General features: G+C 64.9%; 14 protein-coding genes. 12 read left to right on the top strand and 2 right to left on the bottom strand.

What is annotated here, in order from left to right:
• The first annotated feature begins 90 nt into the window (after nucleotides 1-90).
• The 8 genes from J3489_RS15830 to J3489_RS15795 all read left to right on the top strand — a co-directional run bounded on the left by J3489_RS15830 (nucleotide 91) and on the right by J3489_RS15795 (nucleotide 8,018).
• The gene (locus J3489_RS15830; RefSeq protein WP_206999539.1) at nucleotides 91-585 is read left to right on the top strand and encodes a FapA family amyloid fibril periplasmic chaperone; all 495 of its coding nucleotides are present in this window, start codon (nucleotides 91-93) and stop codon (nucleotides 583-585) included.
• Nucleotides 582-1,223, top strand: a complete 642-nt coding sequence (locus J3489_RS15825; RefSeq protein WP_374193455.1) for a FapB/FapC family functional amyloid domain-containing protein — start codon at nucleotides 582-584, stop codon at nucleotides 1,221-1,223. Before J3489_RS15830 ends, J3489_RS15825 begins: the two co-directional genes overlap by 4 nt.
• 23 nt (nucleotides 1,224-1,246) lie before the next feature.
• Nucleotides 1,247-2,644, top strand: a complete 1,398-nt coding sequence (locus J3489_RS15820) for a FapB/FapC family functional amyloid domain-containing protein (RefSeq protein ID WP_206999537.1) — start codon at nucleotides 1,247-1,249, stop codon at nucleotides 2,642-2,644.
• 99 nt (nucleotides 2,645-2,743) lie between these two features.
• Nucleotides 2,744-3,454, top strand: a complete 711-nt coding sequence (locus J3489_RS15815) for a C39 family peptidase (RefSeq protein ID WP_206999536.1) — start codon at nucleotides 2,744-2,746, stop codon at nucleotides 3,452-3,454.
• 6 nt (nucleotides 3,455-3,460) lie between these two features.
• Entirely contained in the window at nucleotides 3,461-4,291 is an 831-nt protein-coding gene (locus tag J3489_RS15810; RefSeq protein ID WP_206999534.1) for a peptidase C39, read from the top strand.
• Nucleotides 4,292-4,430: 139 nt separating this feature from the next.
• A complete protein-coding gene (locus J3489_RS15805; protein ID WP_374193458.1) occupies nucleotides 4,431-5,873 on the top strand; it encodes a hypothetical protein in 1,443 nt (480 codons plus the stop codon).
• An 80-nt stretch (nucleotides 5,874-5,953) separates the two neighbouring features.
• Nucleotides 5,954-7,408, top strand: coding sequence for a sigma-54 dependent transcriptional regulator (locus J3489_RS15800; RefSeq protein ID WP_242540067.1), 1,455 nt, complete (start codon nucleotides 5,954-5,956; stop codon nucleotides 7,406-7,408).
• Between the two features lie 106 nt (nucleotides 7,409-7,514).
• The gene (locus J3489_RS15795) at nucleotides 7,515-8,018 is read left to right on the top strand and encodes a dihydrofolate reductase (RefSeq protein ID WP_206999529.1); all 504 of its coding nucleotides are present in this window, start codon (nucleotides 7,515-7,517) and stop codon (nucleotides 8,016-8,018) included.
• A 146-nt stretch (nucleotides 8,019-8,164) separates the two neighbouring features.
• On the opposite strand, the gene pmbA is transcribed toward J3489_RS15795, so the two are convergent.
• A complete protein-coding gene (pmbA, locus tag J3489_RS15790; RefSeq protein WP_206999527.1) occupies nucleotides 8,165-9,535 on the bottom strand; it encodes a metalloprotease PmbA in 1,371 nt (456 codons plus the stop codon).
• A 277-nt stretch (nucleotides 9,536-9,812) separates the two neighbouring features.
• Between pmbA and yjgA the strand changes: the two genes are divergently transcribed.
• Nucleotides 9,813-10,442, top strand: coding sequence for a ribosome biogenesis factor YjgA (yjgA, locus tag J3489_RS15785; RefSeq protein WP_206999525.1), 630 nt, complete (start codon nucleotides 9,813-9,815; stop codon nucleotides 10,440-10,442).
• Nucleotides 10,414-11,034, top strand: coding sequence for a molybdopterin adenylyltransferase (gene mog, locus J3489_RS15780; RefSeq protein WP_206999523.1), 621 nt, complete (start codon nucleotides 10,414-10,416; stop codon nucleotides 11,032-11,034). The genes yjgA and mog overlap by 29 nt, the downstream gene beginning before the upstream one ends.
• Before the next feature lie 58 nt (nucleotides 11,035-11,092).
• Here mog and orn read toward each other — a convergent pair whose 3' ends face one another.
• Nucleotides 11,093-11,710: an oligoribonuclease gene (orn, locus tag J3489_RS15775; protein ID WP_206999521.1), complete on the bottom strand. Its 618-nt coding sequence runs from the start codon at nucleotides 11,708-11,710 to the stop codon at nucleotides 11,093-11,095.
• A 165-nt stretch (nucleotides 11,711-11,875) separates the two neighbouring features.
• On the opposite strand from orn, the gene J3489_RS15770 reads away from it, so the two are divergent.
• Entirely contained in the window at nucleotides 11,876-13,135 is a 1,260-nt protein-coding gene (locus J3489_RS15770; protein WP_206999519.1) for a M48 family metallopeptidase, read from the top strand.
• Nucleotides 13,132-14,070, top strand: coding sequence for a ribosome small subunit-dependent GTPase A (rsgA, locus tag J3489_RS15765; RefSeq protein WP_206999517.1), 939 nt, complete (start codon nucleotides 13,132-13,134; stop codon nucleotides 14,068-14,070). Before J3489_RS15770 ends, rsgA begins: the two co-directional genes overlap by 4 nt.
• Nucleotides 14,071-14,113 lie beyond the last annotated feature (43 nt).

Raw genomic sequence — 14,113 nt, 5'->3', positions numbered from 1 at the left:
CGGAAAGTAACCAAACGAATTCGCGGGACCGATTTTTCAACGGCAGCCAAAACGACGCCGGGAAGTTCGGCCTTTCGCGGGGGAGCGCAAATGACCGCCTCAATCTTCGCCAAGCGCGCGCATCGTGCGCTCGCGCTTATCCCGGCATTCGCCGGCGTGCTGATGGCCGGTGCGGCAGCCAGCGCCAATGCCCAGCAAAGCGGCAATCCCGGCGACATCATCGTCGAGCGCACGGTCATGCCGCGCGACGCGTTCACGCCGGTGCCGAAAGACCAGGACCCGGTCGCGGTGCGCGCCACGACTTTCCCGGCCACGACGTTCAATCCGCTGATGGCCTCCGTCGTCTCCGATCTCGACCTGACCAACGCGCACGGCTCGAGCGGCGTATCGACGGCCGGCGTGAACGGCAGCGAAGCCGGCTTGCAGGCCGTCACGAGGATTCTCTCGGGCTCGACAACGGGCAGCAACGTCGCAGTGGGCGCGAACGCGCTGCCGCAGCAAGGGGTGAGCGTGGGCGGCCAGATCTCGATGTCGGTGACGGGCGCGCTCGCGCCGCTCGGCGCCGCCCTGGGAGCGTTGAAATGAACGCGCCGCATACGACACAACGGCCGCTCGGCGCGTGCGCGCTCGCCTGCTTCACGGGCCTGACGATGCTCGCGATCGCCGCGCCCGACAGCGCCTTCGCCCAGGCCGCCGTGGTCACCGGCAACGCGACGATCTCGACAGGCGCACTGAACGGCTCGAACGGCGCGCTCACGGTCAACGAGACCGCGGGCTTGAACAACGCGCAAAGCAATCAACTGGCGATCGTGAGCGGCACGCCTGACGGCGCCGCTTACACCGGCGGCTCGCAAAGCGCGAGCGCGGCGGCGCGCGTGAAGAGCGCGAGCGCGAGCATCGAAGGCAACGCATTTTCGAATACGTCCGGAGCGGTGATGGTGAACCAGTCTGCGGGCGCAGCGAATCTCCAGCGCAACAGCGTCGGCCTAGGCGCTGCGGTGATAGGGGTGGAGACCGTCTCGGATAGTGAACTATCCGCGACGGCCCCCAAGCAAGGAGGTTTGGGGCAGCAAACGCGGGCTCATGACGCACGCGAGGCGATCATCAGTAAAGACGCCTTCAAAAACGTCAACGGGGTCGCGCAAGTTAACCAGACGGCCGGTGCCGGTAATGCCACGGCGAATAGTTTTGTGCTCCGTCCCCCGGCGGGCACTTTTTTTTAACTTAGTCGTATCGGAGCGTAATCATGAAGCGCACTCTTATTGCAGTAGCAGTCCTTGCAGCCGCGTCGAGCAGCGCGTTTGCGCATAACTCTGACAAAGACTCGTTCCTCTTCAACTACACCGCGGTTGGCGAAAAAGTCGGCATCGAAGGCTTTGTCACGCTGTTCGGCTGCGTGTCGGTGTCGAGCACCGCGGGCGCCGTGGTCCAGAACAACCAGAGCGTCTGGGCCAAGGTCGACCTCGATCCGCTGCCGGGCACCTACACGAAGGGCGAGATCACGACCACGATCAACGCCGACAAGTTCTCGATCAGCGGCAGCGGCTCCAAGTCCAGTTCGGAATGGAGCAACAGCTTCGAAGCAGCGGCGTTTGCGCAGGGCTACCAGAAATCGTCGAACTACTCCTATTCGGAAAAGAATCAGGAAGCCTCGGGCAGCGGCTACAACTACAGCAAGCAGAACGCGTCGATCGGCGGCTGGTTCAGCAAGGAAAACAACAGCTCGGGTGCGCATATCTCGGCGGGCGGCAAAGCAGGCGGCTCCGTGTCGTACACCTCCGACAACGACGAGCACCACGGCTACGACAGCTTCCATGCGCAAGGTGGTTTCTCGGCCGGCTACAACGCATCGAGCTACGAGAACTCGTCGGGCGTCCATGGCAAGTTCAACGCCGCGGCAGGCTCGGGCGAGCACAACAACTGGAGCTATGACAGCGCGTCGGGCTCGGGCAGCAAGTCGCACTCCGAAAGCTCGTCCGGCTACGAGGTCGCAGCCATGAAGTCGAGCGAGAGCGAAGGGTCGTCCTGGAGCTTCAGCAAGAACATCAATGAGTCGGATGTCTCCGTCTACGGCAAGGTCACGACCTACATCGACACGCAAGACCCGACCACGCTGACGGCTACCACCGGCGAGAACGCGGGCAACGACGTATCGGGCAACCTCGGCATCAACATCACCGAAGGCGTCGATAACGCGCAAAGCAACGACGTGTCGCTCGCCGCCGTCGATACCGGCAATGTGTTCGGCAACGCGCAGATCTTCAGCAACCAGAGCACCGGTGGCGAAGCGAACGTGAAAAACTACGTGTTCAATGCATCGATCGGCGACAACTCGCTTCGTCAAGTATCGGGCAACGTGGGCGTGAACGTGGCTTCGGGTGTCGGCAATGCGCAGAACAACAGCCTCGCTGCGTCGACTTCGCAAGTGAATCCGGGTAACTCTCAGGCAGTCGCAATGGTCGCCACCGACGACAACGACCAGAAGGCCGGTATGGACTTCTCCGGCTCGATGGGCGGCACGGCCAGGCTCGGCGCCGGCTCGCTGCAAGGCTCGCAAGGCAACATCGGCGTGAACATCGCCGGCGGCGCGGGCAACGTCCAGCATAACGGACTTGCCATCGCTTCGACGAGCATGGGCCACTAAGCAAGTCGATCAGCACCGAAATACGCAGTGAAATAAGCAGTCGGGAGTTCGCGCCGGCCTTCGTTGTGAGGGCCGGCGCACACAAGCCAGGAGACCAGCATGCCCGGGTTTGACCGGTTCTCGGCATGGCGGCTCACCGTGACGTTGGCTTGCTGCACGATGTGTGCGGCAAGCCACGCACAGTCCACCATCGATACGACTAATCTTGCAGGGGTGCCCTTCACCAAATCAGTGCGCTCCATGCGGGAGATCCGTTACAGCCATATCGTCAGCCAGCAATTCGACTATAGCTGCGGTGCGGCTGCGCTTGCGACGCTGCTCAAGTTCGGCTATGGAATCGATATTCCGGAGACCGAACTGATTCGCCGCATGATGGTGTTCTCGAAGCCAGAGGTCGTCGTGAAGAACGGTTTCTCGATGCTCGACATGAAGAAGTTCGTCGAGACGATCGGGTTGCGCGGGCGCGGCTTCCGGGTCAATTCCGATGCGCTGTATCACTTGCAGATTCCCGTCATGGTGCTGATGAGCATCGACGGTTACGAGCACTTCGTCATCGTCAAGCATGCCGAGGAAGGCCGCATCTTCATCGCGGACCCTGCGCTCGGCAACCGCATCGTCATGGAAGAGGACTTCGTGAAGAGCTGGAACGGGCTCGTGTTCGCGGTCCTCGGCAAACCGTTCAGGGAGGATTCCCCGCTGTTGCAGGGCAACGAGTCGCTGGCCTTGAAGCTGCGCGATCGCGCACTTGACGCCAGCACGGCCGCGACTCCCTTTGTCGATTACGGATTGTCCAAGGCAGACTGGTTCTGAATAACCATGAAGCTTCCATTTTCGCCTCTTCGCCTCGCGCTTTGCCTTACGGCGTGCGGCATCGCGAGCGGTGTGCCGGCATCGGAGAACACCGCAGTCGCGACGCCAGGCTTTCTTTCGACGGGCGCAGCCGCATCGCAGGCCATCAAATGGCAGGCGGTCGGCGACGACGTGCTCGCAAACCAGACCGGCAAATACGCCGGCGGCTCCATGATTTCCGGGTTCGTCTTGAACCTGCTTTCTCAATGGCAATTGCCAAATGGCGCGATGGCAGTCGCGCAAGGCTCGCTCGCCGTCACCGCGCACGGCCGTGGCCCGATGTCGGCGCAAGTGAGCACGTCGGCGCAGGTCCTCGACAACACGAACGCCGGATCGAACGGCGCCAACCCGCATGCGATCGCGACCGGCGGCCAGAACATCGCGGTCAACGGCGTTTCGCAGGTGACACAGGTGGCAGGCAACGGCAACGTCGGCTCGAACTCGACGACCATCGATTTCGGCAATGCATCGATTCCGTCGATCCCGGGCAGCACGAACTCGCCGGCCGCAAGCGCGAGCAACGCATCGGGCAGCATCAAGGCCGGTATCGCGTTCGGCAACGGCGGCGTGACGGTTTCGCTGCAGACGCCGGCCGGTCTCGCCGCGCAGAGCATCGCCCCGAACAACACACAACAAGCCGGGGCGATCGCGCAATTGCTGCAGATCGCGGGCAACAACCAGGCCGTCGCCAATCAGTTGCAACTGCATCTGCAGACCCAGCAGTTGTCCGGCAACTTGCTGCGGCAGCTCGGCGTGATGCAGGCGCTGCAGGTCCGCGGCGCGATGCCAGGGAGATGACGAAACGCGGCGGGCCGCAACCCGCTGCTTGCAGCGAAGGACCGGGCAGTACGGCAACAAGAAGTCAAATGCAGCGGCGCGTACGGGAGGAGACAAAACGGCGCGCCGCTGCCGGACCGGGGGAAGCACAATGACCAGAATGTCAGCAAGGGGCGCGCCGTTGAGTGCGCTCGCGGCAATACCTGCCGCGGTGCTGCTGTTTGCACTCTCGCAGGGGGCACAAGCGCAGGAGCTTGGCAATCAATCGCTCGAAGATCGGCTCAACACCCTGATGCGGGTCGTCGACCAGCAGCAGCGGCAGATCCAGTCGCTCGAAAAGCAAGTCACGGAGCTGGAAATGTCGCAGCGCGGACGCGGCCTCTCAGGCGGCGCGGCAGACGAGAACGCCGCCGTCGCCCAGCCGCCGGGCTCGGACAACTTGCCCGTGCCGCTGCCGCCGTTGCCGCAGCTCGCACAGGTGACGCCCGGCGCCCCCGGGCCGAGCGGCGGCACGAGCACGGCCACCGGCGTGCAGGCCAACCCGCCGGTGCCGCAATCGTCGGGCGGGGGCACCTCGCCCGAGGGAACGACCGGCACCTCGGGCGACGGCACGGTCGGCACCACGCAGAAGGCCGCGGAACCGCAGCGCACCGAGGCGGAGAACGCCGTCGTGCAGCGCGAGCACGCGCCGCTCTTCGACCACAAGCTCACGATGGACTGGGGGATCAGCGACACCTACTACGACCGCCGCCAATTGCAGTTGTCGGGTTTCCTCGCGCTCGACGCGATCTTCCTGGGCAACATCAATCTCGGCGAGACGAAGTCGCACCAGGTGATGGCCGACCTCGACACGCGCTACGGCCTGACCGACCGCATGAGCGTCGATGTCGACGTGCCCTACATCTACCGGCACAGCAATTTCATCGTCGGGGGCGCAGGCGGCGCGGCGAGCCAGTTGTCGGATGCGTCCGCGAATTCGAGCGATATCGGAGATGTCAACTTCGGCGTCTATTATCAGTTTCTGAAGGAGACCAACAACCTTCCGGACGTGGTCGGCAGCCTGCGGGTGAAGGCGCCGACAGGCTCGTCGCCGTTCGGCATCAAGCTCGAACAAGTCGACCCGAACAACACGAGCCTCGTCGCGCCAAGCAAGCTGCCGACCGGCACCGGCTTCTGGAACATCACGGCCGGCGTGTCGCTCTTGAAGACCTACGATCCGGTCGTGCTGTTCGGCAGCCTGTCGTACACGTATAACGTCGCGCGCTCGTTCTCCGACATCTCGGCCGTGGAAGGCCAGGTCGAGCCCGCGAAGGTGAAGCTCGGCGACATCATCCAGTGGGGCGGCGGCGCCGCCATCGCCTTCTCGGACAAGGATTCGGCGAGCATCTCCTACACCATGGCGCTCGAGCCCGAGAGCGAGACGCAGGCGCCGGGTCAGGGATGGCAGAAGGTACCGGGCAGCGAGACGGTGGCTGCCGCATTGAATTTCGGTCTGAACCACGTGGTGAACAAGCACCTCACGATCGAAGGATCGGTGTCCGTGGGGCTCACGCCCGACGCGCCGAACTTCGTGGTCGGCGTGCGGTTCCCCTACACTTTTTGACGTCTGACGACAACGGGGTCATCGTGCGTGAATCACCACATTTGACATCGGTAGCGCCACTCGCGGGAGGAGCCTCTCGCCTGTCGATCGCGCACCCCAAGGAAGTCCGGAACGTGAATGGACAAGCCGAGCAGCGAGCGCTGATCTACGTCGCGCGCGTGCCTGACGACGCGTTGCTCGAGCATATGAAAGCGCGCGGCTGGCACGTGTCGGTGGCCCGCGCGGCCGCCGACGCGGTACGTCTCATTCGCCCGGACACGCCGTACGCGGGGATCGTCGACATCACGCGCTTCGCGGCGCGCGAACTGGCCTGCCTCGAAGCGAGCCTGCGTCAGCAGCAGATCGGCTGGATCGCGCTCGCGAGCCCCGAGCAGCTCGAAGACGCCGAGGTGCGCCGCATCATCCGCCACTACTGCTTCGATTACGTGAAGCTGCCCGCGGCCACCCCGACGATCGACTACCTCGTCGGCCACGCGTACGGGATGGTCACGCTGTGCGATCTCGACTTCGTCGCCGGCGTGGCTGCAGCGGGCGACGACGAGATGGTCGGCACCTGCGAGGCGATGCAGCAGCTCTTCCGCACGATCCGCAAAATCGCGAATACCGACGCGACGGTCTTCATCTCCGGCGAATCGGGCACCGGCAAGGAGTTGACCGCCGTCGCGATTCACGAGCGCTCACCCAGGCGCAAAGCGCCGTTCGTCGCGATCAATTGCGGCGCGATTCCGCATCACCTGCTGCAGTCGGAGTTGTTCGGCTACGAGCGCGGCGCGTTCACGGGCGCGAACCAGCGCAAGATCGGCCGCGTCGAATCCGCCGACGGCGGCACGCTCTTTCTCGACGAAATCGGCGACCTGCCGCTCGAAAGCCAGGCGAGCCTCTTGCGTTTCCTGCAGGAAGGCAAGATCGAGCGGCTCGGCGGCCGCGAATCGACTCCCGTGGACGTGCGCGTGATCTCGGCGACGCACGTCGACCTCGACGTCGCGATGCGCGAAGGACGCTTCCGTGCCGACCTGTTTCACCGCCTGTGCGTGCTGCGCGTGGACGAGCCGCCGCTGCGCGCGCGCGGCAAGGACATCGAAATCCTCGCGCATCACATCCTGCACAAGTTCAAGACGGACAGCTCGCGCAAGATCCGCGGCTTCACGCCGTCGGCGATCGAGGCGATGCACAACTACAACTGGCCGGGCAACGTGCGCGAGCTGATCAACCGCGTGCGGCGCGCGATCGTGATGGCGGAGAGCAAGCTGATCTCGGCCGGGGACCTCGACCTCGAGCACTTCACCGCGCAAGAGGCGCTGACGCTCGCGCAAGCACGCGAGGCGGCCGAGAAGCGCGCGATCGAATCGGCTCTCTTGCGGCACCGGCACCGGCTCAACGAGGCGGCGCAGGATCTCGGGATCTCGCGCGTCACGCTGTACCGGCTGATGGGCGCGCACGGACTGCGCGAAGTGACGGTGCCGGACGACAAGCCATTCCCCGCAAGCGACGGCGGCGGCGACGACGGCGGCGGCGGCGGCGGCGCGCCAAAGTGAAGCGGGAGGGGGCCGCTGCCCGTCCTGCCGGAACCTGCGCCAGGCGGGACCGGCCCCCGCCTGGGCTCGGGTAGAATCGGCAGGATTCCGGCTCCCCCTCCTCACGATGACGATACTGACCCTGATCGTCGCTCGCGCCAGCAACGGCGTGATCGGCCGCGACAACCAGTTGCCCTGGCGCTTGCCCGAAGACCTTGCGCACTTCAAGCGCACGACGATGGGTGCGCCCATCATCATGGGACGCAAGACGCACGAGTCGATCGGCAGGGCGCTGCCGGGGCGGCGCAACGTCGTCGTGACGCGCGACGGGTCGCGGCGCTTCAACGGTTGCGATACGGTCACCGATTTGCCGGCGGCGCTCGCGCTCGCGGCCGGGGACCAGGCGCCCGAAGCGTTCCTGATCGGCGGCGCGCAGCTTTACGCCGAAGGCATGGCCTTGGCGGACAAGATGGTCGTCACCGAGATCATGGCGGACTTCGACGGCGACGCGACATTTCCGGAGCTGGACCGGAACGAGTGGGAAGAAGTGTCGCGCGAGGCGCATCACGCCAATGCGCCGAATGACTTCGATTACGCGTTCGTGGTCTATCAGCGTAAGAACAGCGCATAGCGTTGCATGGGACCCGAGTAAGCGCTGAAGCGCAAACTCGGGTCGACCGCTCTGCATGGGACCCGAGTAAGCGCTGAAGCGCAAACTCGGGTCGACAAAAAAAGACGGCTCGCAGCGAGCCGTCTTTGGCTTTCAGTGTGCCGCGCTTACTGCCCCGCCACGGTCATCCGCTCGATCAGCACCGACCCCGTCCGCTTGGTGCCGCGCACGATCGTATCGGCGCCGATCGCGACGATATGCCGGAACATCTCCTGCAGCGTGCTCGCGACCGTGATCTCCTCGACCGGATACTGGATCTTGCCGTTCTCGACCCAGAATCCCGACGCGCCGCGCGAATAGTCGCCCGTCACGTAGTTGACGCCCTGCCCCATCAGCTCGGTCAGCAACAGACCCGTGCCGAGCTTCTTGAGCATCGCTTCGAAATCGTCTTGGGGACGCGTTTGCGAGCTCGTCAGTGAAAGATTGTGCGAGCCGCCGGCGTTGCCCGTCGTCTGCATGCCGAGCTTGCGCGCCGAGTACGTCGACAGGAAATAGCCTTCGACCACCCCGTCCTTCACCACCGCGCGCTCTTTCGTGCGCACGCCTTCTTCGTCGAACGGCGCGCTGCCCATCGCGCGCGGCACATGCGGGTCTTCGATGACCTGCACGTGCGGCGCAAACACCGGCTTGCCGAGGCTGTCGACGAGAAACGACGTCTTGCGGTAGAGCGCGCCGCCGCTCGTCGCCTGCACGAACGCGCCGAGCAGCCCGGCCGCGAGCGGCGCCTCGAACAGCACCGGCACCTTGCGCGTATCGAGGCCCTTCGCGCCCATGCGAGCGAGCGCGCGCTCGGCCGCATAGCGCCCCACGGCCTCGGGCGCCGCGAGTTCGGCGGCGCTGCGCTTGGACGAGTACCAATCGTCGCGCTGCATGTTGCGCCCGCTGCCCGCAATCGGCGCACACGCCACGTAGTGACGCGAGTACGGATAGCCGTGCAGGAAACCGCGCGTCGTCGCGAGCACGAACTGCGAATGCTGCGCGGAGACGCTTGCGCCTTCCGAGTTGCGGATCTGCGGATCGGTTGCGAATGCGGCGTCTTCGGCGCGGCGGGCCAGCTCGACGGCGTCATCGGCGGACAAATGCCACGGATGATACAAATCGAGATCGCGCGGCGCCGTCTCCAACAGCTCGGTTTCGGCGAGCCCGGCGCAGTTGTCCTCGGCGGTGAAGCGCGCGATGTTGTAGGCCGCCGCGACCGTGTCGCGCAGCGCTTCCGGCGAAAAATCCGAAGTGCTCGCGTTGCCGCGCTTCGCGCCGATGAAGACGGTCACGCCGACCATCTTGTCGCGGTTGTGCTCGATCGTCTCGACCTCGCCCCGCCGCACCGACACCGACAAACCGTCGCCTTCGGAGATTTCGGTCGCGGCGTCCGTCGCGCCGAGCGACTTTGCGTGGCCGAGAATGTCTGACGCGATCGCTTTCAGTTCGTCCTGCGTGTGCGGAAAAAATCGCTGCTTGGCGTCCATGTCTGCTGCCATTTGTGTAGCCGTCCGGTATTGAGCTGCTTATTGAGCTATTGCTGGGCCGTGCGCCGGGCCCCATGGGGGGGCCGCTGCTGCGCCCATCGGTGCTGCGTTGTGCTGTACGTCACGCATCCCGCGATCATAGCAAGGTCCGGGCCGGTTCACTCGCGATTCCACAGCGCGGTAAACCCGGTTCGCTGCAGCGGGCACGGTCTCGGCCGAATCGCCAAAGCGGCGCTCCGCCCGCGTGCCGCCCGGCAAAAGACGTCTCGCGGCACGCTACAATGCGGGGATGACACGCAAAACCCGCATTCAACCCATGCAGTCCGGCGACGCCGACGCCGACGTCGCGGACGACAACGGCTACGACCGCCCCAGCAAATCCCAGCTCAAGCGCGACATGCACGCGCTACAGGAACTGGGCGTCGCGCTCGTCGAGCTGCCGAAAGACGCGCTCAAGCGCATGCCAATGCCCGAAGGCCTCGCCGACGCCGTGCTCGAAGCGCGCCGCATCACCGATCACGAAGGCAAGCGCCGGCAGATCCAGTACGTCGGCCGCGTCATGCGCGCGCTGACCGCAGACGAAACGGCCGCCTTGCGCCAGGCGCTCGATACCTACAACGGCGTCAACAAGGCCGAAACGGCAAAGCTGCACTGGATCGAGCGCACGCGCGACGCGCTCATCGAAAGCGACGAGGCCCTCACCGCGTTCCTGCGCCGGCACCCGGCCGCCGACGCCCAGGAAGGCCGCACGCTGATCCGCAACGCTCGCAAGGAAGCTCAGCAAGGCAAGCCGCCGCGCTATTTCCGCGAACTGTTCCAGTGGATCAAGACGGTCAGCGCCGCCGATGCCGCAGACGAAGACCTCGACGACGCCCCCACCGAAGACGACGATGACGATTCCGATGCGCAATCATCCTGACGAAATCCTGATCGGCCTCGTATCGATCAGCGACCGCGCGTCGAGCGGGGTCTACGAGGACAAGGGCATTCCGTCGCTGCAGGCGTGGCTGGGCACTGCGCTCAAGTCGCCGTGGCGCGCGGAAACGCGCCTGATCCAGGACGATGCCGCGACGATCACCGCCACCCTGATCGAACTCGTCGACGAGAAGGGGTGCGACCTCGTGCTCACGACGGGCGGCACCGGCCCCGCACGGCGCGACGTCACGCCGGAGGCCACCCTTGCAGCAGGTACGAAGGAAATGCCCGGCTTCGGCGAGCAGATGCGGCAGATCAGCCTCAATTTCGTGCCGACGGCGATCCTCTCGCGGCAAGTCGCGGTGATTCGCGAAACGCCCGCTCATGCGGCGCTCATCGTGAACCTGCCGGGTCAACCGAAATCGATTCAGGAAACGCTGGAAGGCTTGCGCGACACGTCGGGCGCGGTGAAAGTGCCGGGCATCTTCGCCGCGGTGCCGTATTGCGTCGATTTGATCGGCGGCCCGTATATCGAAACGAATGACGAGATCGTGGCCGCGTTCCGGCCGAAAAGCGCGCGGCGCGAAGCGAAGTGACGAGCGAGCCTCTGCTCCTTATCGAGAGCCGCCCGCCCTCTCAATCGAATGCTCCCGCTTACGCCCCTTCTGCCGGCGCGCTCGGCACGCTCGCTGCCGGGATCAGGAAGTGCTCGCGGTAATACTTGAGTTCGTCGATCGACTCGTGGATATCAGCGAGCGCCGTATGCATCGCACGTTTCTGGAAGCCCTTGTAAATCGCCGGCTGCCAGCGGCGGCACAGCTCCTTGAGCGTGCTCACGTCGAGATTGCGGTAGTGAAAGAAGCGCTCGAGTTCCGGCATCCAGCGCGCCATGAAGCGGCGGTCCTGGCAAATCGAGTTGCCGCACATCGGCGACTTGCCGGGTGGCACGTACGGGCCGAGAAACGCGCGGATCTGCTCGGCCGCATCGTCTTCGGTCACGGTGGACGCGCGCACGCGCTCGATCAGCCCCGAGCGGCCATGCGTGTTCTTGTTCCACTCGTCCATCTTGTCGAGCGTTTCGTCGCTCTGGTGAATGGCGAGCACCGGGCCTTCGACGGCCACCTCGAGCGTCGAATTGGTCACGACCACGGCGATCTCGATGATGCGGTCGGTGTCGGGCTCGAGACCCGTCATTTCCATGTCGAGCCAGACGAGGTTCATCTCGCTGCGCGCGAGCGTCGGCTCGCCGACGGATTCGAGAATGTCAGTCATGAATTGCAACCTTGGTTGATGAAGCGCTGTCGCGGCGACGGGTCAACGCGTGACCGGCGCCGGCCGATGTCCGCGAACCGCGGGCCTGCCGCGATTCGGGTGCAAAAGCGCTCGCCGGAACGGCAAGCCCCTATAATTCTCGCATAGATACAACAGGTTCCCTCGATGTCCACTCTTACCTTCACCGTCCTGTTCGCGGCCGCCGTGCTGGCAATGGTCGGCACGAAGCTCTGGCTTGCGTCGCGCCAGATCCGCTTCGTCGCGGCGCACCGCGGCCGGGTCCCCGAGCAATTTGCCGGCACGGTCGCACTTGCCGCGCACCAGCGCGCGGCCGACTACACGATCGAGCGCACGCGGCTCACGATGCTCGAAGTGATCGTCAGCGCCGCCGTGCTGATCGGGCTCACGCTGCTCGGCGGCGTCGAGGCGATCAACGGCCTGATTTCGAATTGGCTCGCCAACGGTTTCCTGGGGCAGATCGCGCTCGTCGCCGTCGTCGTGGCGATTACGAGCGCGATCGACCTGCCGTTCGACTACTACCGCCAGTTCGTCGTCGAGGAGCGCTTCGGCTTCAATCGGATGACAAAGCGCATTTTCTTCACCGATCTCGTCAAAGGCATCCTGCTGGGCGCCGCGCTCGGCCTGCCGCTCCTGTTCGTCGTGCTGTGGCTCATGAATCAGGCCGGCAGCCTGTGGTGGCTGTGGGCCTGGGTCGTGCTCGTCGCGTTCCAGATGCTCGTGCTCGTGCTGTATCCGACCTTCATCGCGCCGCTCTTCAACAAGTTCGAGCCGCTGACCGACGACGCTCTGAAAAGCCGCATCGAGGCGCTGATGAAGCGCTGCGGCTTCGCCGCGAAGGGGCTCTTCGTGATGGACGGAAGCCGCCGCTCGGCGCACGGCAACGCCTACTTCACCGGTTTTGGCGCGGCCAAGCGGATCGTCTTCTTCGATACGCTGCTCGCGCGCCTGTCGGGCAGCGAGATCGAAGCGGTGCTCGCGCACGAGCTTGGTCACTTCAAGCGCCGCCATGTCATCAAGCGCATGATCGTCACGTTTGCGATCAGCCTCGTGATGCTTGCGCTGCTCGGCTGGCTCACCCAGCGCGTGTGGTTCTACGAAGGGCTCGGTGTGCGGCCGTCGATGACGGGCAGCAACAGCGGCCTCGCCCTCGTGCTGTTCTTCCTCGCGCTGCCGGTGTTCATGTTCTTCGTGACGCCGCTCGGGAGCCTCAGCTCGCGCAAGCACGAATTCGAAGCGGACGCGTTCGCGGCAAGCCAGACCGGCGCGCAGGACCTCGTCAATGCGCTCGTCAAGCTATACGAAGACAACGCGTCGACACTCACGCCCGACCCGCTCTACACCGCGTTCTACTACTCGCATCCGCCGGCGTCGCAGCGGATCGACCGACTGCTGCGGCACGCATGAGCGGCCGCCCCGCGAAAACCGCGCGCCGCCCGAACGCGGCGACGCGCACCGAAGGACTCGTCATCGCCGCACACGGACGCCACTACGTGGTCGCACCCGCGGGCGCCGACGCGCTATTGCAATGCTTTCCGCGCGGCAAGAAAAGCGAGGTGGCGGTTGGCGATCGCGTCGTCTACGAAATGACTTCGGCCGATCAAGGCGTAATCGTCGAGATCGGCGAACGGCGCAACCTGCTGTATCGCTCGGATCAATACAAGTCGAAGCTCTTCGCCGCGAATCTCGATCAGTTGCTGATCGTGCTCGCGACCGAGCCGCACTTCAGCGAAGACCTGCTCGGCCGCGCGCTGATCGCCGCAGAGGCCAATGCGCTGAAGCCTCTGATCGTGCTCAACAAGACGGACGTCGAGGCCTCCCTGCCGGCTGCGCGCGCGCGCCTCGAGCCGTATTGCGCGCTCGGCTACGAAGTGCTGGAACTGTCGATCAAAACACGCCCCGACGCGGCTCGCGAGGCGCTCAGCGAGCATCTGCACGATCACGCGACACTGCTGCTCGGCCAATCGGGCATGGGCAAGTCGACGCTTGTGAACTTGATCGTGCCCCACGCCGATGCAGCCACGCGGGAAATCTCGACGGCGCTTAACAGCGGCCGCCACACGACGACCTTCACCCGCCTCTATCCCCTGCCCACGGGCGGCGCGCTGATCGATTCACCTGGCTTTCAGGAATTCGGCCTGCACCATCTGAGCGAAGGCCGTCTCGAGCGCGCGTTTCCCGAATTTCGGCCACTGTTGGCGCACTGCCGCTTCTACAACTGCCATCACCTGCACGAATCGGGTTGCGCGATACTGGATGCCATAGCGGACGGGCGCGTATCGCCTGAGCGGCATGCGCTTTACGCGCAACTGGTACACGAGGCGGACCAGATCGTCCGCTGAGCTCACCCGCAAACGACCACCCGTCCGCCTCTCGACCGTCTCG

Origin of the sequence: Trinickia mobilis (genome assembly GCF_017315705.1) — a bacterium.
Taxonomy (GTDB): domain Bacteria; phylum Pseudomonadota; class Gammaproteobacteria; order Burkholderiales; family Burkholderiaceae; genus Trinickia_A; species Trinickia_A mobilis.
This window is presented reverse-complemented; position numbering and strand designations above follow the sequence as displayed.

Bases quoted from the DNA above. Each gene is read 5' to 3' on its own strand.
- orn (WP_206999521.1), bottom strand. From the start codon at position 11,710: ATGACTGACATTCTCGAATCCGTCGGCGAGCCGACGCTCGCGCGCAGC.
- J3489_RS15805 (WP_374193458.1), top strand. From the start codon at position 4,431: ATGTCAGCAAGGGGCGCGCCGTTGAGTGCGCTCGCGGCAATACCTGCC.
- J3489_RS15770 (WP_206999519.1), top strand. From the start codon at position 11,876: ATGTCCACTCTTACCTTCACCGTCCTGTTCGCGGCCGCCGTGCTGGCA.
- J3489_RS15820 (WP_206999537.1), top strand. From the start codon at position 1,247: ATGAAGCGCACTCTTATTGCAGTAGCAGTCCTTGCAGCCGCGTCGAGC.
- rsgA (WP_206999517.1), top strand. From the start codon at position 13,132: ATGAGCGGCCGCCCCGCGAAAACCGCGCGCCGCCCGAACGCGGCGACG.
- J3489_RS15815 (WP_206999536.1), top strand. From the start codon at position 2,744: ATGCCCGGGTTTGACCGGTTCTCGGCATGGCGGCTCACCGTGACGTTG.
- mog (WP_206999523.1), top strand. From the start codon at position 10,414: ATGACGATTCCGATGCGCAATCATCCTGACGAAATCCTGATCGGCCTC.
- J3489_RS15830 (WP_206999539.1), top strand. From the start codon at position 91: ATGACCGCCTCAATCTTCGCCAAGCGCGCGCATCGTGCGCTCGCGCTT.
- J3489_RS15795 (WP_206999529.1), top strand. From the start codon at position 7,515: ATGACGATACTGACCCTGATCGTCGCTCGCGCCAGCAACGGCGTGATC.
- J3489_RS15810 (WP_206999534.1), top strand. From the start codon at position 3,461: ATGAAGCTTCCATTTTCGCCTCTTCGCCTCGCGCTTTGCCTTACGGCG.
- pmbA (WP_206999527.1), bottom strand. From the start codon at position 9,535: ATGGCAGCAGACATGGACGCCAAGCAGCGATTTTTTCCGCACACGCAG.
- J3489_RS15825 (WP_374193455.1), top strand. From the start codon at position 582: ATGAACGCGCCGCATACGACACAACGGCCGCTCGGCGCGTGCGCGCTC.
- yjgA (WP_206999525.1), top strand. From the start codon at position 9,813: ATGACACGCAAAACCCGCATTCAACCCATGCAGTCCGGCGACGCCGAC.